This is a genomic window from Nocardia sp. NPDC003269, from assembly GCF_042888005.1.
In the GTDB taxonomy this organism is placed as follows: domain Bacteria; phylum Actinomycetota; class Actinomycetes; order Mycobacteriales; family Mycobacteriaceae; genus Nocardia.
In genome coordinates this window covers 116,856-131,166 of sequence record NZ_JBIAPA010000004.1, presented here as the reverse complement: position 1 = coordinate 131,166, position 14,311 = coordinate 116,856, and the positions used below count along the sequence as shown (strand labels likewise).

The 14,311-nt window shown below is 69.4% G+C and carries 14 protein-coding genes; 7 read left to right on the top strand and 7 right to left on the bottom strand.

The genetic code is table 11. The annotated features are described in order from the left end of the window. Positions 1-52 precede the first annotated feature (52 nt). A complete protein-coding gene (locus tag ACFYWJ_RS28825; protein ID WP_355278957.1) occupies positions 53-1,045 on the top strand; it encodes a hypothetical protein in 993 nt (330 codons plus the stop codon). Positions 1,046-1,130: 85 nt separating this feature from the next. Next, positions 1,131-2,369, top strand: coding sequence for a VWA domain-containing protein (locus ACFYWJ_RS28820; protein ID WP_355278960.1), 1,239 nt, complete (start codon positions 1,131-1,133; stop codon positions 2,367-2,369). A 13-nt stretch (positions 2,370-2,382) separates the two neighbouring features. Here the strand turns inward: ACFYWJ_RS28820 and ACFYWJ_RS28815 are convergent, their stop codons facing one another. Next, entirely contained in the window at positions 2,383-3,228 is an 846-nt protein-coding gene (locus ACFYWJ_RS28815; RefSeq protein WP_355278962.1) for an SDR family oxidoreductase, read from the bottom strand. A 216-nt stretch (positions 3,229-3,444) separates the two neighbouring features. Between ACFYWJ_RS28815 and ACFYWJ_RS28810 the strand changes: the two genes are divergently transcribed. Next, positions 3,445-3,972 (top strand): cupin domain-containing protein, encoded by a 528-nt coding sequence (locus tag ACFYWJ_RS28810; RefSeq protein WP_355278964.1) that lies wholly within the window; start codon positions 3,445-3,447, stop codon positions 3,970-3,972. Positions 3,973-4,001: 29 nt separating this feature from the next. On the opposite strand, the gene ACFYWJ_RS28805 is transcribed toward ACFYWJ_RS28810, so the two are convergent. Beyond that, complete coding sequence (locus ACFYWJ_RS28805) at positions 4,002-5,015, bottom strand: TIGR03617 family F420-dependent LLM class oxidoreductase (RefSeq protein WP_355279269.1); 1,014 nt, start codon at positions 5,013-5,015, stop codon at positions 4,002-4,004. 165 nt (positions 5,016-5,180) lie between these two features. Here ACFYWJ_RS28805 and hpnE point away from each other — a divergent pair, with 165 nt between their 5' ends. Further along, a complete protein-coding gene (gene hpnE / locus ACFYWJ_RS28800; protein WP_355278967.1) occupies positions 5,181-6,539 on the top strand; it encodes a hydroxysqualene dehydroxylase HpnE in 1,359 nt (452 codons plus the stop codon). A gap of 13 nt (positions 6,540-6,552) precedes the next feature. Here hpnE and ACFYWJ_RS28795 read toward each other — a convergent pair whose 3' ends face one another. Together ACFYWJ_RS28795 and ACFYWJ_RS28790 are read right to left on the bottom strand one after the other, a co-directional pair. Beyond that, entirely contained in the window at positions 6,553-7,515 is a 963-nt protein-coding gene (locus ACFYWJ_RS28795) for an antibiotic biosynthesis monooxygenase (protein ID WP_355278970.1), read from the bottom strand. Position 7,516: 1 nt separating this feature from the next. Next, the gene (locus tag ACFYWJ_RS28790; protein WP_355278973.1) at positions 7,517-8,083 is read right to left on the bottom strand and encodes a nucleoside deaminase; all 567 of its coding nucleotides are present in this window, start codon (positions 8,081-8,083) and stop codon (positions 7,517-7,519) included. A gap of 279 nt (positions 8,084-8,362) precedes the next feature. Here ACFYWJ_RS28790 and ACFYWJ_RS28785 point away from each other — a divergent pair, with 279 nt between their 5' ends. After that, positions 8,363-8,851, top strand: coding sequence for an FBP domain-containing protein (locus ACFYWJ_RS28785; RefSeq protein ID WP_355278975.1), 489 nt, complete (start codon positions 8,363-8,365; stop codon positions 8,849-8,851). A 166-nt stretch (positions 8,852-9,017) separates the two neighbouring features. Here the strand turns inward: ACFYWJ_RS28785 and ACFYWJ_RS28780 are convergent, their stop codons facing one another. Next, on the bottom strand, positions 9,018-9,290 hold the full coding sequence (locus ACFYWJ_RS28780; RefSeq protein ID WP_019045974.1) for a hypothetical protein: 273 nt from the start codon (positions 9,288-9,290) through the stop codon (positions 9,018-9,020). 204 nt (positions 9,291-9,494) lie between these two features. Between ACFYWJ_RS28780 and ACFYWJ_RS28775 the strand changes: the two genes are divergently transcribed. After that, positions 9,495-9,785, top strand: a complete 291-nt coding sequence (locus ACFYWJ_RS28775; protein WP_110040221.1) for a hypothetical protein — start codon at positions 9,495-9,497, stop codon at positions 9,783-9,785. Here ACFYWJ_RS28775 and ACFYWJ_RS28770 read toward each other — a convergent pair. Continuing rightward, complete coding sequence (locus tag ACFYWJ_RS28770; RefSeq protein ID WP_355278978.1) at positions 9,782-11,599, bottom strand: TerD family protein; 1,818 nt, start codon at positions 11,597-11,599, stop codon at positions 9,782-9,784. The genes ACFYWJ_RS28775 and ACFYWJ_RS28770 overlap by 4 nt on opposite strands. A gap of 146 nt (positions 11,600-11,745) precedes the next feature. Here ACFYWJ_RS28770 and ACFYWJ_RS28765 point away from each other — a divergent pair, with 146 nt between their 5' ends. Further along, positions 11,746-12,234 carry a hypothetical protein gene (locus ACFYWJ_RS28765; RefSeq protein ID WP_355278981.1) on the top strand — a complete coding sequence of 163 codons (489 nt, stop codon included), beginning with the start codon at positions 11,746-11,748 and terminating at the stop codon, positions 12,232-12,234. Here ACFYWJ_RS28765 and pabB read toward each other — a convergent pair. Further along, complete coding sequence (gene pabB / locus ACFYWJ_RS28760) at positions 12,231-14,279, bottom strand: aminodeoxychorismate synthase component I (protein WP_355278983.1); 2,049 nt, start codon at positions 14,277-14,279, stop codon at positions 12,231-12,233. The genes ACFYWJ_RS28765 and pabB overlap by 4 nt on opposite strands. Positions 14,280-14,311 lie beyond the last annotated feature (32 nt).

Sequence of the window (14,311 nt, the reverse complement as noted above, 5' to 3'; positions counted from 1 at the left end):
GTCATCGGTGCTCGACCCGACACCCGTGCCGGCCGCTGGCAGGATGAATGTCGTGCGTTTCACTGTGCTCGCCCTCGTGTCGGCGCTGGCGGCGATCCTGCTGACCGGATGCTCCCTGTTTCCGCAGGGGCCGGATCAAGCCGAGCGCGACCGCTGGTCGCGGGCGATCGAGTCGGCGGTCGAGGACCTTCCCGGAGTGGCCGACGCGGCACACTCGTTCGACTACCACCCGTACGGCCACAACTCGTACTACACCTCCAAGCTCGATGTGCGGCTCGACGACGAGGCCGCCCCGGCCGAGGCGGCGGCTGTCGTCCGGACCATGGCCGCCCAGCAACTCCCGCCGCAGTATCACGGCGAATCGACCCTGCTCGATATCGACCGTGGGTCGGACTCCTACTACGGAAGTTGGCTGTTCGGGCGGAACGTGGACGTGGAAGCGAACGCGGTATCCGATTGGTCCCGGCTGTCGGCGGCCCGGACCGGTGCGAAGATCCGCTGGTCCAGCACCATCGAAGTCAGCGCCGGCTCGGCGACCGAACCCCACCGCGCGACGGCGGCGATGCGCCGGATCATCGCCGGATTTCCCGAACTGGCAGCAAACTTTTGGGCGGTGTCCTCGGATCATGCGAAGTGGTCGACCAGCGGGCATTCGTCACTGGAGCCCAGTCTGGGTTACGGGAGCCGCCCCCGCCGCTTCCCCTCCGACAGTGAACTCGATCTGTGGGAGCGGCTGCTGACCGATCCACCCACCCGAGCGATCGTCGAGATATCGGTCATCGACCCGCCCGACACCGCGGGACGCGCCATGAAAGTCATGGTGTTCCCGCCCGATACGGAGAAATTCAGCGCCGAACAGACGCGGCAGCTCGCCGAATGGCATCTTCCACACCTCGCCCGGCTCGGTGCCGTGGTCGACTACCAGATCGTCCGGCGCGATGGTCCCGATCTCGGTTTCGGTGTGCTGGTGGGCGGCTGTCCCGGATCCGAGCGGGAGGTCTCGCCCGAGTCGACAGATTTCGCGCGCCGGTACGAACGCTGCTGACAGCGGCATCTGGTCGCGGGATCGCGCTGCCCGCCTGCGTCGCGGCGCTTAGGGTGTGGGCAGGACGGCCGATGGAGGAGTGACAGTGGCTGCTGAGCTGGTGAAGGGGCAGAACGCGGGGTTGGCGCAGCCGGAGGTGGTGCTGACCGTGCGGGGCGGTGTGCCGGCCGATCTGTCGGCGCTGCTGGTGACCGGGGCCGGGAAAGTGCGCTCCGACGCCGATTTCGTGTTCTTCAACCAGCCCGAGGCGCCAGGTGTTCGGCTCGACGGGACGGCGCTCGCGGTGACGTTCGCGGCCGTGCCCGCCGACATCGAGCAGATTCGCGCGGTGATCACCGTCGCGGCCGAAGGGACGACGTTCGGCGGTGCCGTCGCACCGGTGGCCGCGGTGGCCGACGCCGCGGGGAATCCGTTGTACGAGTACGTGATCGACGGGCTCGACCGGGAGTCGGTGGTGATCGCGCTCGAACTGTACCGGCGGGGTGAGCAGTGGAAGGTGCGGGCCGTCGGGCAGGGGTATGCCGGCGGGTTCGCCGATCTGGTCACCGATCACGGGGTGAGCGTCGACGACGAGCCCGCGGTGGCGACCCAGCCCGAGGTGCGGACCGTCCCCGGCGAAGCGGCCCTGTCGTTCGAGAAGCGCGAGAAGCTGGACTTGCGCAAGCGCGAGGTCGCGAAGGTCCTCCTCGACAAGAGCGCGTTCGGCACCAGGGCGCGGGTCGTGCTGGTGATCGACAAGACCGGCAGCATGCAGAAGCTGTATCGCGGCGGCACCGTGCACCGCGTGGTGGAACGGATGATCCCCGTCGCCACCCAGCTCGACGACGACGGCACCCTCGAGGCCTACCTCTACGCGCTGACCTTCGCCAAACTGCCCGACATCACCGTCGCGGGCGGCGAGCAGTGGGCCCAGACCTACCTCCACCTGACCGGCACCCACGACGGCATCGACTACGACAGCATCGGCGGCCGCAACGACGAACTCCCGGTGATGCGCGCCGTCATCGACACCCTCACCGCGGGCGCCGCCCCCACCCTGGTCCTGTTCTTCACCGACGGCGGCTTCGCCAAGAAACGCGAAATCGCCGCTCTCATGCGCGAAGCCGCGGCCCTGCCCGCCTTCTGGCAGTTCATCGGCCTCGGCAAGGCCAACTTCGGCGTCCTGCGCACCCTCGACGAACTCGACGGCCGCGTGGTCGACAACGCGGGCTTCTTCGCCATCGACGACATCGACCGCGTCGACGACGCCGAACTCTACCGCCGCCTCCTCGGCGAATTCCCCGACTGGCTCCGCGCCGCCCGCACCGCGGGCATCCTCCGGTAGCGGCCCGCGGATATCAGCGGGCGAACTCGCGGATGCGGTGGATGTACCGCGGAAGACCGCGCAGCGGCACCATGTTGGGCCAGGCTTCGGGCCGGAAGTAGGCGTCGGAGCCACCATCGACGAAGACGACACTGCCGACGAGGAAGTCGGCGGCGTCGGAGAGCATGAACACGACCCAGTCGCCGATGTGCGCGGCGTCGCCGAAGCCTCCGATCGGTACCGGAAACGCCGCGAGCAGCTTCGCCTCCTCGGGGCTCGCCAGCTGCCGCTCGAGCATCGGGGTATGGATCCCGCCGGGGGCGATCGCATTGAGCCGGATACCCGCGCCTGCCCATTCCGGCCCGACCGCCTGCTCCCGCACCCACCAGCTGAGCGCGATCTTCGTCGCCGCGTAGATCACCGGCGGCGCGGCGCGGCGACCCAGCAGCCGGACACTGCGCACCGCTTTGTCCAGGTCACCGGCGCGCACCGCCTTCACCGTCCGGCGCGGCACCAGCGGGGTGGTGGTGGTACCGGCACTGGAGAAAACCACCACCTTGGCGTTGCCGGACGCGGCCAGCGCCGGTCGCCAGGCTTGCAGGAGCTCGACCACGCCGAGGTAGTTGACCCGCGGGATCACGCTCTCACGCCCGGGTCCCGGGCCCACTCCCGCAGCCAAGACCGCCCCGTCGAGTCTCCCGCCCGCGGCGGCCGAGACCTGCTCGATGGCGTCGCGACGACCCTGCGCGGTCGACAAGTCGGCGATCGTGTCCGTGTCCCTGATGTCCACTCCGATGACGGTGTGCCCGGCGGCACGCAGCCGGTCCGCGGCCGCCTTGCCCATTCCGGACGCTGATCCGGTGACAGCGTAGATACCCAACGATTCCTCCAGCCTCGGTCTGCGGACAACTATCTCCGCGATCGATCCCCCGCCAGAACCCGCCGACGACCAGTTGTTCCCGACCGATCGCCCGCCACATGGCGGGCCAACGACCCGGTTCTTCGCAAGTGCTTGCGCGATCATCTAGTGTGATATTGAATATATTATCTATGAGATGAGGGTCGAGTGGTCGGCACCGGATCGAAGGGTGATGTCATGAGTGGTGAGCATCTGGCCAAGGTCGCGCGGCGCGTGATCGCGGGGCTCGACGCGGACGGCAAGTCGACCATCGCGGTCGACGAGAACACCGCGACGCGGGTCGCGCTGCCCGCGTTCACGGTGAACGACGTCTGGCGGGTCGACGCGCTGCCCGCGGCCATGGCCGATGGTGACACCCTGGCCGCCGACGTCGAACTGGATCCGCCCGCGGCGGGCGTGGTGGTTCGGCTGGCGACCTTCCCGCCGGATGCCGAGATCGATCCGGCGGTGTACGCGGAGTCGATCGGCAACCTGCACGGCGAGGATGCCAAGGCCGAGGACGACGCGATCGTCGGTCTGCACGCCACCGAGACCGTCGACATCGCCACCATCATCGACGGCGAGATCTACGCGATCTACGAGACCGGCGAGACCCTGCTGCGCGCGGGCGACACCGTGATCAATCGCGGGATCAAGCACGCCTGGAGCAACCGGACCGACAAGCCGGTGACGATGGTCGCGGTGATGCTGCCCGCCAAGCGCTGAGCGGATAGTCGCCCTGGTCGCCGCGGAGCCTACGCGCCGTTCCGCAGGGCGGCGATCAGGTCGCGGATATGGGCGTCGGCGACGGCGTAACCCGGGAAATAGCAGCAGATCCGGTCGGCGAAGCCGCCGAAGCGCGCCCGGATGGCGGCGGCGCACTGCTCCGGTGTGCCGTGGACGGCGAGCGTGCCGAGCATCCGGTCGTCGACCAGATCGGTCATGGCCGCGATCGCGCCGCGCTTGGACAACGCGTTGAGCTCGGGCTGGAGGTCGGACCAGCCCTCCACCTCGAGCACCGGGCGATAGGCGGGCGTCGATCCGTAGAAGGCGAGCAGGCGGCGTGCGCCCACCGAGGCCGCGTCCAGCTCGGCGGCGGTCCGGCCCATCGCGACGATCACCTGTGGATACACCGCCAGGTCGGCGCGTTGCCGCCCGGCGCGGTCGAGCCCGTCCTCGATCGCGGGCCAGGTGCGTTCGGCCAGATGACGGGCGCTGTTGAAGGGCATGATCAGGAGACCGTCGGCGACTTCGGCGGCGACCCTGGTCATGATCGGACCGAGGGCGCCGAGGCAGACTTCGGGCATCCCATAGGGATTGGGACCGGGATCGAAGGTGGGCGCCATCAGGGTGTGCCGGGTGAATTCCCCTTCGAATCGCAGCGGCGTGCGATGTTGCCAGGCGGAGAGGATCGCCTTGACCGCCAGGACGGTCTCGCGCATGTGGGCGGCGGGCCGCGACCACGTTCCGCCGTAGCGCTTCTCGATATGCGGACGGATCTGCGAACCGAGCCCGAGCCGGAACCGGCCGTGGCTGAGCAGCTGTAGATCGTAGGCGGCGTGGGCCAGGTGCAGGGGACTGCGCGGCAGCGCGATGGCGACATTGGTCATCAGGTCGACCGGGGCGGTGCCGGCGGCCAGTGTCAACGGCAGGAAGACATCGTGCGGGCCTTCGAAGGTGAACAAGCCGTCGGCGCCACAGGCGACCAGCTGCGCCGCGCGGGCCGCGGCGTTGTCCGGGCGGCCGTCCAGCTGGAGATCCACCCGCAGAGGTCCTCGCGTCATCACCGCATTCTCGTGGCGCGTGGGCCCGGTGTCCGCGCTACCGGCGGGATGTCTCGGTCAGCGGGTGACAACCACAATGACGATCCGCGCAGTCGTCTCTTCACCTCAGTTCTGGCGATATAAAGAGAGCAATTGAATTACATTGTCTCAATGGAGGGTGCACGCGATTCGCGCCGGTTCGTCGTCATCGGGGGTGGTCTGGCCGGGTTGGCCGCCGCGGTGTGGCTGGCGGAGGCCGGGAAACAGGTGACATTGCTGGAGCGGCGGGCTCGGCTGGGCGGTCGCACGCAGGCGATGCGCGTCGCCGAGGTGGACGACCTCGCGGACAACGGCCAGCACGTGGTGGCCAGCGGGTATCACAGCCTGTGGCGGTATCTGGACAGCGTCGGCACCCGGCAGTACGTGGAGTTCCCCGGTGCCGGGAGCCTGCGCTGGCCGGGCGGGCGCGCGGTCATGTTGTACACCAAGGGTTTCGGCGCGGTGCGTACGCTGATGGGCGCGCACCCGGACGCGGGCCCGCTGGAGCGGTTGCGTGCGCTGCGCTCCGCGCTGACGCTGGTCCGGCAGGCGCTGTGGCAGCCTCGCGACCTCGCCGACCTCACCACCGCGCAGTGGTTCCAGCGTGTCGGCATGCCGGCGAAAGCCAGGGAAGCCCTGTGGGATTGGCTCGCGCTCGGGATCGCGGCGGAACCGGTGGACCGGGAGTCGGCGAAGGTGTTCGCCGACGTGCTTGCCACCGGGGTCCGGATCGGCATGCGGGACCGGGCGGCCGTCACGATCGGCTACCCCACCGTGGACCTGGACACCCTCTACATCGCTGGAGCCGAGCGGATCTTCGAACGCCACGGCGTGGACGTGCGGTACCGGGCGGTGGCCCGCAAGATCGTCGTCACCGAGGGCAGGGCGACCGGTGTGCAGCTGGCCGACGGCACGGTGCTCGAGGCCGACGCCGTGATCTGCGCGGTCCCGAACTCCAATATCGGCGGCCTCCTCGACGACCTGCCCGAGCATGCCGAAATCTACGCCGCCGCCGACAAACTGAACGTCACCCCGATCGTGAGCACGAACCTGTATCTCGACCGGCCGCTGAAGACCGCGTCGGCCATGGAGGCGCTGATCGGCGGCACCGGGGTGATCGATCAGGTCTTCGACCGGCAGCGCATGCACGGCCGCACCCCCGACGGCACCTGGCTGTACTGCCTGACCACCAGCGGCGCCTACGAGCAGATCCACAAGAGCAACGAGCAGATCGTCGCCGAGCAGATCGACCTCATCCGCCGCTACTACCCGGAAGCCGCCGACGCGAAGGTCGTGACCGGCCACGTGGTGAAGATGCCCAAAGCGACCTTCTCCCAGGTCCTCGGCACCGACAACCTGCGCCCCGACCAGCGCACCTCGGTCCCGAACCTCATGCTGGCCGGGGACTGGACCCGCACCGACTGGTCGGCGACGATGGAAAGCGCCGTCCAGAGCGCCGAACGCGCCGTCGCGGCGCTCCTCGACCGGTAGCGCCGGACCGCACTCACGGCAGGGTCCAGAACACCCTCGTCACCAGATAGAAGAACAGCGCGGCCAGGGTCAGGAAACCGATCGAGCAGACCAGGCCGAGCACGTCGGTGCGCGGGTCGCGGTCGGGGCCGGGGCGCATCCAGAAACCCAGCGCGCGGGTGACGATCGGCATCACCACCCAGGTCAGCAGACTGACCGACAGGATGTTGCCGATCAGCAGACTCAGCCACAGCTGGGCGCTCGGCCAGAGCTCATCGATCGCCAGGGTGAGGATCACCACCGTCGGATACAGGCCGACCAGCACCGACAGGGCCGTCTTCCACGAGGCGGGACCGTCGTCGGGCCCGGTGGTCGGCGGAAACCACGACCCGTAGGGGTTGGCGATGCGATGGACCTCGAAGTCGCGGAAGTCAGGGGCCTCGGCCAGCAGCGCCTTGCGCTCGGGGGACTCCAGCCAGCCGTTGAGATCCTCGACCGAGGCGTAGGAATAGACGATCGTCCACTCGTCCTGCACGCCGGGAATCGGCCGGTGCAACGCGGACCCGCGGAAGCCGCGGAAGGTCCGCTCGGCTTCGGTCACGCGGGCCTGCCAGGCGACGAATTCCGCCTCGCGGTCGGCGGGCACGGGATGCGAGACGACGACGGTCGCCACCTCGCCGTCCGGCTCGTCGACCAGGACGTGCTGGGTCGACGGCCGCTCGAAGAACCCGGTTCCGCGCGCGAGCAGGTCCCGCCGCGTCTCGCTGTCCAGCCAGCGTTTCAGATGGTCGATGCCGTCGAACCGGTACAGCACCGACCACTCAGCCCCGGTGTCGCCCGGCGGGGTGACATCGGCGCCGAGGAACCCGGGGAAACCGGCCGCGGCGTCGTTGACCGCCGCCTGCCACCGCCGGAACTCGGCCTCGCGGCCCGCGCGCAACCGCTGGGTGATGATCACCGTCGCCGCGGCGGGCGGCACGGCCTTCGCGGCCGGCATGTCAGTACGGGTGCTTGTCGGGCTTCTCGGCCCACGCCTTGTACGCGACGGCGCCCAGATCGCGGCGGAACTGTTCGATGCGCACCCGCCGCTCGGACAGCGGCCGCGTGAAGTCCTCGTATTGGAACGCGTCGTCGAATCCGATCTCGCTGGTGTCGGCCAGGTCGCTCGCGAAATGCACGGCGTCGAGGCGCGCCCAATAAATGGCGCTCATGCACATGGGGCAGGGCGCGCCGCTGATGTAGATCTCCATTCCCATCAACATTTTCGCGCGTTCGGGCAGCTTGTCGGCGGATCCCTCCGGGCGCGGGACCAATGTCAGGGTCGATTCGTTCTGGTGTTCCCGGGAAATGGACGGCGCTTCCCCGTTGAGGACCTGGGCCGCCTTCCGGATGGTCTCGATCTCGGCGTGCGCGGTGACGTCGCCGGTGAGCAGCACCCGGTTCTGACCTCGTGCGATGATCTCGCCGTCCTTCGCGATGACGGCGCCGAACGGTCCGCCCCAATTGTTGTCGACCGACTCCTTGGCCAGCCTGCATGCCTCTTCCATGAGTTCATCGGGTGTCATCGAAATCGTCCCTCGCAGTGTCGGTGCCACGGCTGAGTGTGGGCGTATTTTCATGGACATCCGGAAAGATCGCCGGTGTCCTGTCGACGGCAGCTGTGTGCCGTAATGGCGGCGGTGACCGATCGAATCCGCCGCCTCTCGAATCTACCTCCGGGCCGGTTCGCGCGGAATAGCGGCGGTTCCGGTGCCCAGGTCGGGGGCGGAAAATCGGTTGTCGACCACGAGCGGCATCGTTAGCCTGTCTACCGTTTGTGACCACCACACCGAAAGGACATTCCGATGGAACCCGTCACCGAACGCGACATCAGGTCGTCGTTCGTCAACTGCTCGAAGGGCGACGCCAAACGGCTGTCCGTGCCGCGCGACCTCGACGACCGTCCCTGGGACGATCTCGACTTCCTCGGCTGGACCGATCCGTCGTACCCGGGCCGCTGCTATCTCGCGGTCCCGCGCGACGGCGAACTGGTGAGCGTCGCCCTGCGGCACGAGACCGGTGGCTCGGGCAAGACGCAGATGTGCGCGTTCTGCCTGACCACCCACACCGGCGGCGGCGTCTCGCTGATGACCGCGAACAAGGCCGGTGAGTCTGGTCGGCGCGGCAACACGGTCGGCAGCTATCTCTGCACCGACCTGGCCTGCTCGCTGTATGCCCGCAACAAGAAGCGGCCGGCGCTGGGCAGCCGATATCGCGAGGACCTGACGCCGGAGGAGAAGGCGCAGCGGGTCCGCGAGAACCTGTTCGCCTTCCTGGACCGCCTGTACACCTAGCCGACCCGCCCCACCACACGTAAGGAGGTTGCTGCCATGGGCCGACACTCGAGACCCCGCACGCCAGACGACCCGAGTTCTCTTGCCGAACAAGAGCACTCGGGTCGCGATGCCTTGCCGGTCGAGGTGGCCCGGAGTTGTCCGGACCGCGCCGAGCGGACGGGGATCAGAGCATGGCGTTCATGATCGTGCCCGCGCTGGTGGCGACCGCGCCGCCGATCATCGCGCCCGCGATCATCTTCGGCGACTCGAGTCCGCCGCCGGTCCACTTCTCCCAGGCGAACCTGCCGCCCGCGTAGGTGATGGCGATGACGCCCGACAGCAGGATGAACCAGGTGAAGTAACGCACCAGCTGCAAGATCTTGTCCGACATCGGGGGTGCTTCGGGAGTCGGATTGCCGATCTGCGCCAGGGTATCGGTGACGGCGGCCAGAATCATGTTTGCTCTCACTCGGTACTCGGGGGAACGGCGATGCACTGCTGTCGCTGATGTTATCCGGTCGAATCGGGTGCCGCAGCCGCCCACCCGGAGCGGACCGATCGGTTTTGTTGGTGTGCCGGGGGTGCGCGCCCGTATCCTGGACTCGTTCGAATACGGCAGTGCTGGAACGCAGTTCGCATCACGCGAAAAGGGGAGCAGGCTATGAGCATCATTCTGACGTCGATGGCCGAGACTGTCACGACGTTCGCGCAGGTCGGCAACCCTACGCCCGAGGCGCCGCCGCTGTCGGACAAGATCATGCAGATGGTCCAGTACCTGACCTGGTTCATGATCTTGTCGGGTGTGCTGGCGATCACCGTCGCGGGCGGAAAGTTCGCCTGGGAGAAGTGGAACGGCAGCGCCATGGAGTCGCCCAAGATGATCGCCGGCGCCATGATCGGCGGCGTGGTGGCCACCAGCGGTGGCACCATCATGAACGCGATTCTCGGCTAGATCCGAGCGCCCTTGGCGCGGTTGCAGGCTCGGCACAGGATCTGCAGGTTCGCCGCGCTCGTCGCACCACCGCGGCTCAGCGGGATGATGTGATCGAACTCCAGGTAGTGGCCGTCGCCGCACTCGACGCAGCGACCACCGTCGCGTTGCCACACCTGGGCCTTCACGTCCTGCGGGATGCTGCGGCTGTCCCGCTGGCCCGGCGTCAGGACCAGGCGTTTCGCCACGCGCAGCGCACCTTCCAGCGCGGCGGCCACGTAGTCGGGATCGGTGACGCCGAAGGTGGCGCCGCCGCGCGCCGAGGTGGCGGCGAGCACCACGGTGCCGTGCTCGGGATGTACCGAGACGACGCGGTTCCACGGCAGCTCGATGCCGGTGCCGTCGCCGACGAAACGCAGCTTCTTGGAGCTGCCGATCAACCGGCCCTCGGTATTGCGCGGGCCGCGCGCGAGCATCCTGATGTGCACGGCGGGCAGATCCAGGTGCACGCGTTCCTCGGGATCCAGGTGCAGGCCCGGGGTATCGATGGTGGGCAGTTCGCCCGCGCGGAGCCGGGACAGGGTGCGGCCGCGGTGCATCCGGCGCCGCAGGTCCTCGACCATCGGGCCCGACAGGGCCAGCTCGCTGACCACGTGCTCGAACGCGTCGAGCTCGTCGGCGAAGACCTCGCCGTCGGCGAAGGCGAACGCGACCATCCGCTCCACCTGGGTCAGTCCGGCCTCGCGTAGCACCGCGCGGCCGCGTTCTTCGTCGATGCGCTGGTAGCGCAGGGCCGCCCACACCTCGATCCAGTCCTCGGACAGGGTGCCGGGGCCGGTGAGCACCCGGCGGGCGTGGGTGCGCCAGTGGGTGAGGAACTCCTCGATCTCGCCCGCGCACGCCCGGCACGGGCCGTGCCCGCCGAAGAGTTTGCGGCGCAGCGGGTTGTCGCAGCGGGGACAGCGGGCGCGATTGTCCCGCACGTGCGTGCGGGTGCTGGTCGTCCACTCGTCGCCGTCCCACCAGCGCAGCTGATCGGGGACCTGCGGGTCGGGATGCCAGTCGGCGAGTTCCGGATCCGGCGGCGGTGGTGGCGGGACGTCGATGACGCGGCGGGTGAGCGCGGGCGGGCGCGGCAGGGCGCGTCCGGAGAGCGCGGGGTCGACCGGATCGTCGGTCGCGGTGTCCGCGTACCCGGCGGCGACCGAGGCATCACCGTGCGGACCGAGGGCGACCTCCGCGCGATCGGCGACGCGAGCGGACATCGCCGGAGCGGGCCGCGCGGGTACTCCGGATCGATCCGCGGCGGCCCGGCCCGGTTGCCCCCGGCCGGGTTCGTCCACGGTGACGCCGAATTCGGTGGCCAGCCCGGCCAGCCCACCGGACCAGCCCTGCCCGATCGCCCGGAACCGCCACTGCCCGTCACGCCGATAGAACTCGCCGAACATCATCGCCTGCACGTCCTCGATGGCGTCCAGCGCGAACGTGGCCACCGGCCCGTCGGCGGCGTGCACGGTGAGCGTCAGCTCGGTGAGCTGATCGAAGGTGCCCTCGTCGAGCGAGGCGCTGACGACGATGCGCGCCACCTCCGCCTCGGTCCGCGGCAGCGACACACTCAACCGCGCCGTGCCGGGCGCGGGCTCCTGATCCAGCGTCACCGCCTGCGAGGCGTGCCGGGGGGCGTTGAAGAACACGAAATCCCGATCTCCACGCACCAGCCCCGACTCGGTGACCAGCAGCGCGTGCGCGTCGACGGCATGCGCCGACCGCCATGAAAGAACCACGGCGAGAAGCGATGTCGGGACCGGCGCGTGCGCGCCCTTACGGAGTTCCATGGTCCTCGCATGATGCCACGCCGCACCGACAGTGTTCATGGAGCGCTGGCGCCCTCGAAACGCGGCCCCTTCGATCAGGCACCGTTGTCCCAGGACACGGTGGGGGCATCCCTGCGTCTTGGTGTTCGGTGCGGCACAGTGGTGGCATGACGAACCCGAAGAAGCGGGGACGCGCCGCGGAGCCCCCGCCGGAGCCGCAGGGGCGCAAGGTGCCGGGGGCCGATCTGCTGTCCGCGGCGCAGGCCGCGGTGGGAGCCGCGCAGACGGCGGCGGGGCAGGCCATCGATGCCGCGCAGCAGACGGCGGGCTATGCCTTCGACGCGGCGGTGCGGCTGCCACCGGCGTCGGCGCAATTGGCCGCGCAGCTGCCGGATCTGGTGGAGAACCTGTCGATCGCGGTCGACCGGCTCAACAGCACCATCGACCGGCTCGACCGCACCCTGGCGCTGGCCGACCCGGTCTTCGCCACCTACGACCGGCTGCTGCCCCGGCTCGAGGCGATGATCTCGCTGGGTGAGGACCTCTTCGGCGCGCTGGCGAAGCTGCCGGGTGTCGGGTTGCTCGGCCGGATCACCGGCCGCGCCGGCGAGGAGCCACCACCGGACACCGGCAAGGGCAAGGGCAAGCGCCGCTAGCGCAGGGCCCGGAAGGTCGCGGCGGCCTTGAGCACCATCTCCGCGTACTCGTCCTCGGCGTCGGAGTCGAGGACGATCGCGCCGCCCGCGCCGATCCGCCACTCGTCGTCGTACCGGACGGCCGTGCGGATGACGATGTTCAGGTCGGCGGTACCGCCGAGCCCGAGGAAGCCGATCGTGCCCGAATAGACCCCGCGCGCCTGCGTTTCCAGCTCGTCGAGGATCTCCATGGTGCGCAGCTTCGGCGCGCCGGTCATCGAGCCGCCCGGGAAACAGGCCCGCAGGCAGTCGATCACCCCGGCCTCGGGCCGTAGCGTCCCGCGCACCGTCGACACCAGCTGGTGCAGGGTGGAATAGGTCTCGGTGGCCATCAGCTCCGGCACGTGCACCGAGCCGACCTCGCAGACCCGGCCCAGATCATTGCGCAGCAGGTCGACGATCATCAGGTTCTCGGCCCTGGTCTTCGGATCGTCGGCCAGCGACAGTCGCAGATGCTCGTCTTCGGCGACGGTCCGCCCGCGCGGCGCGGTGCCCTTGATCGGCTTGCTCTCCACCACCCGGTCGCGGTCGATCTTGAGGAATCGCTCCGGCGACGAACAGGCGACATCGAGCCCGTCGAACCGCAGATACGCCGCGTACGGCGCCGGATTGCAGCGGCGCAACCGCCGGTAGAAGGCGAGCCCGTCGTCCGGCGTCGCGGCGACCGCCACGGCGTCGGTCAGACAGATCTCGTAGGACTCGCCCGCGTGCAGCCGCTCCTGGCAGACCGCGATATCGGCCAGATAGCGGTCGCGACCGCGCACCAGATGCGCCTGCACGGCATCCGGATCGGCGGGCACGGGCAGGTCGGCCGGATTGACCCAGGTCGGCAGATCGGCCAGGGCCGCGGCGGTCTCGGCCAGCCAGCGATCCGCCGCGGCGAGGTCGTGCTCGGTCAGCGCGAGCAGATGCGTGTGGCCCGCTTCGTGATCGACGACGATCAGCCGGTCGGCGAAGATCCACTGGGCGTCCGGGGTGGGGGAGCGGTGGACCGCGCTCGCGCCGCAGTCGGCCTTCACCTCGTAGCCGAGATAGCCGACATACCCGCCCGCGAAATCGAACGGCAGGTCGGGAGTGTCGCAGTGCCGGTGCCGCAATTCGCGGTCGAGATAGTCCAGGACGGTGCCGGGGACGGACCGGACGCCCTCGCCGTCCGTCACCGTGACGGCTCCCTCGCCGACCCGGTAGCCGACGATCTCCGCGTGCGGGCCCGACGCGTCGCCGAGGAAGGAGAACCGGTCCAGCCCCGGCTCGACGTGTTCGCTGTCGAGCCAGAACGCGGTCGGCGACGCGGCGTAGCGGCGCAGGAAGATCGCCTCGGTGTCGATGGCCCGCTCGATCACGCTGTGCCGCAGCCGGAATCGCCGCTCCGGTGCCGTCCGGCGCGGCTCTTCGCGTGGTCCGCGCACGATGATCGGCGCGCCGTCTCGCGTGCGCGCCTTGGTGAGGTCGGCGAAGTTGCGCAGCAGTGCCGCGCCGAACTCGCTCGATACCGACTCGGGATGGAACTGCACACCCCACTGCGGCCGTTCGCGATGCCGCACCCCCATGATCACACCGTCGCTCGTCGACGCGGTCACCTCGAGCACCGGCGGCAGCGGCTCTCGCGCGGCCAGCGAGTGGTATCGGACGACGGTGAAATCCTGCGGCAGCCCGGCGAACAGATCCCGGTCGTCGTGGGCGACCCGATCGAGGTAGCCGTGCCGGGCCTCGGGTGCCCGGCCCACCGTGCCGCCCGCGCCGATCACGATGCCCTGGTGCCCGAGGCAGACACCGAGCAGCGGCAGGGTCGACTCCGCGATCACCGCCGTCGACACCCCCATGTCGCGCGCGCGATCGGGACGGCCGGGGCCGGGCGAGATCACCACATTGTCGAAATCGGCCAGCGCGAGCCCGTCGGCCTCGTCATTGCGCACGACGATCGGCTCGCTCCCGTTGACCTCGCTGATCAGCTGATAGAGGTTGTAGGTGAACGAGTCGTAGTTGTCGATCAAGAGCGTCCGCATCGTGGCAGAAACCCTACGCCGGGCCCACGGAC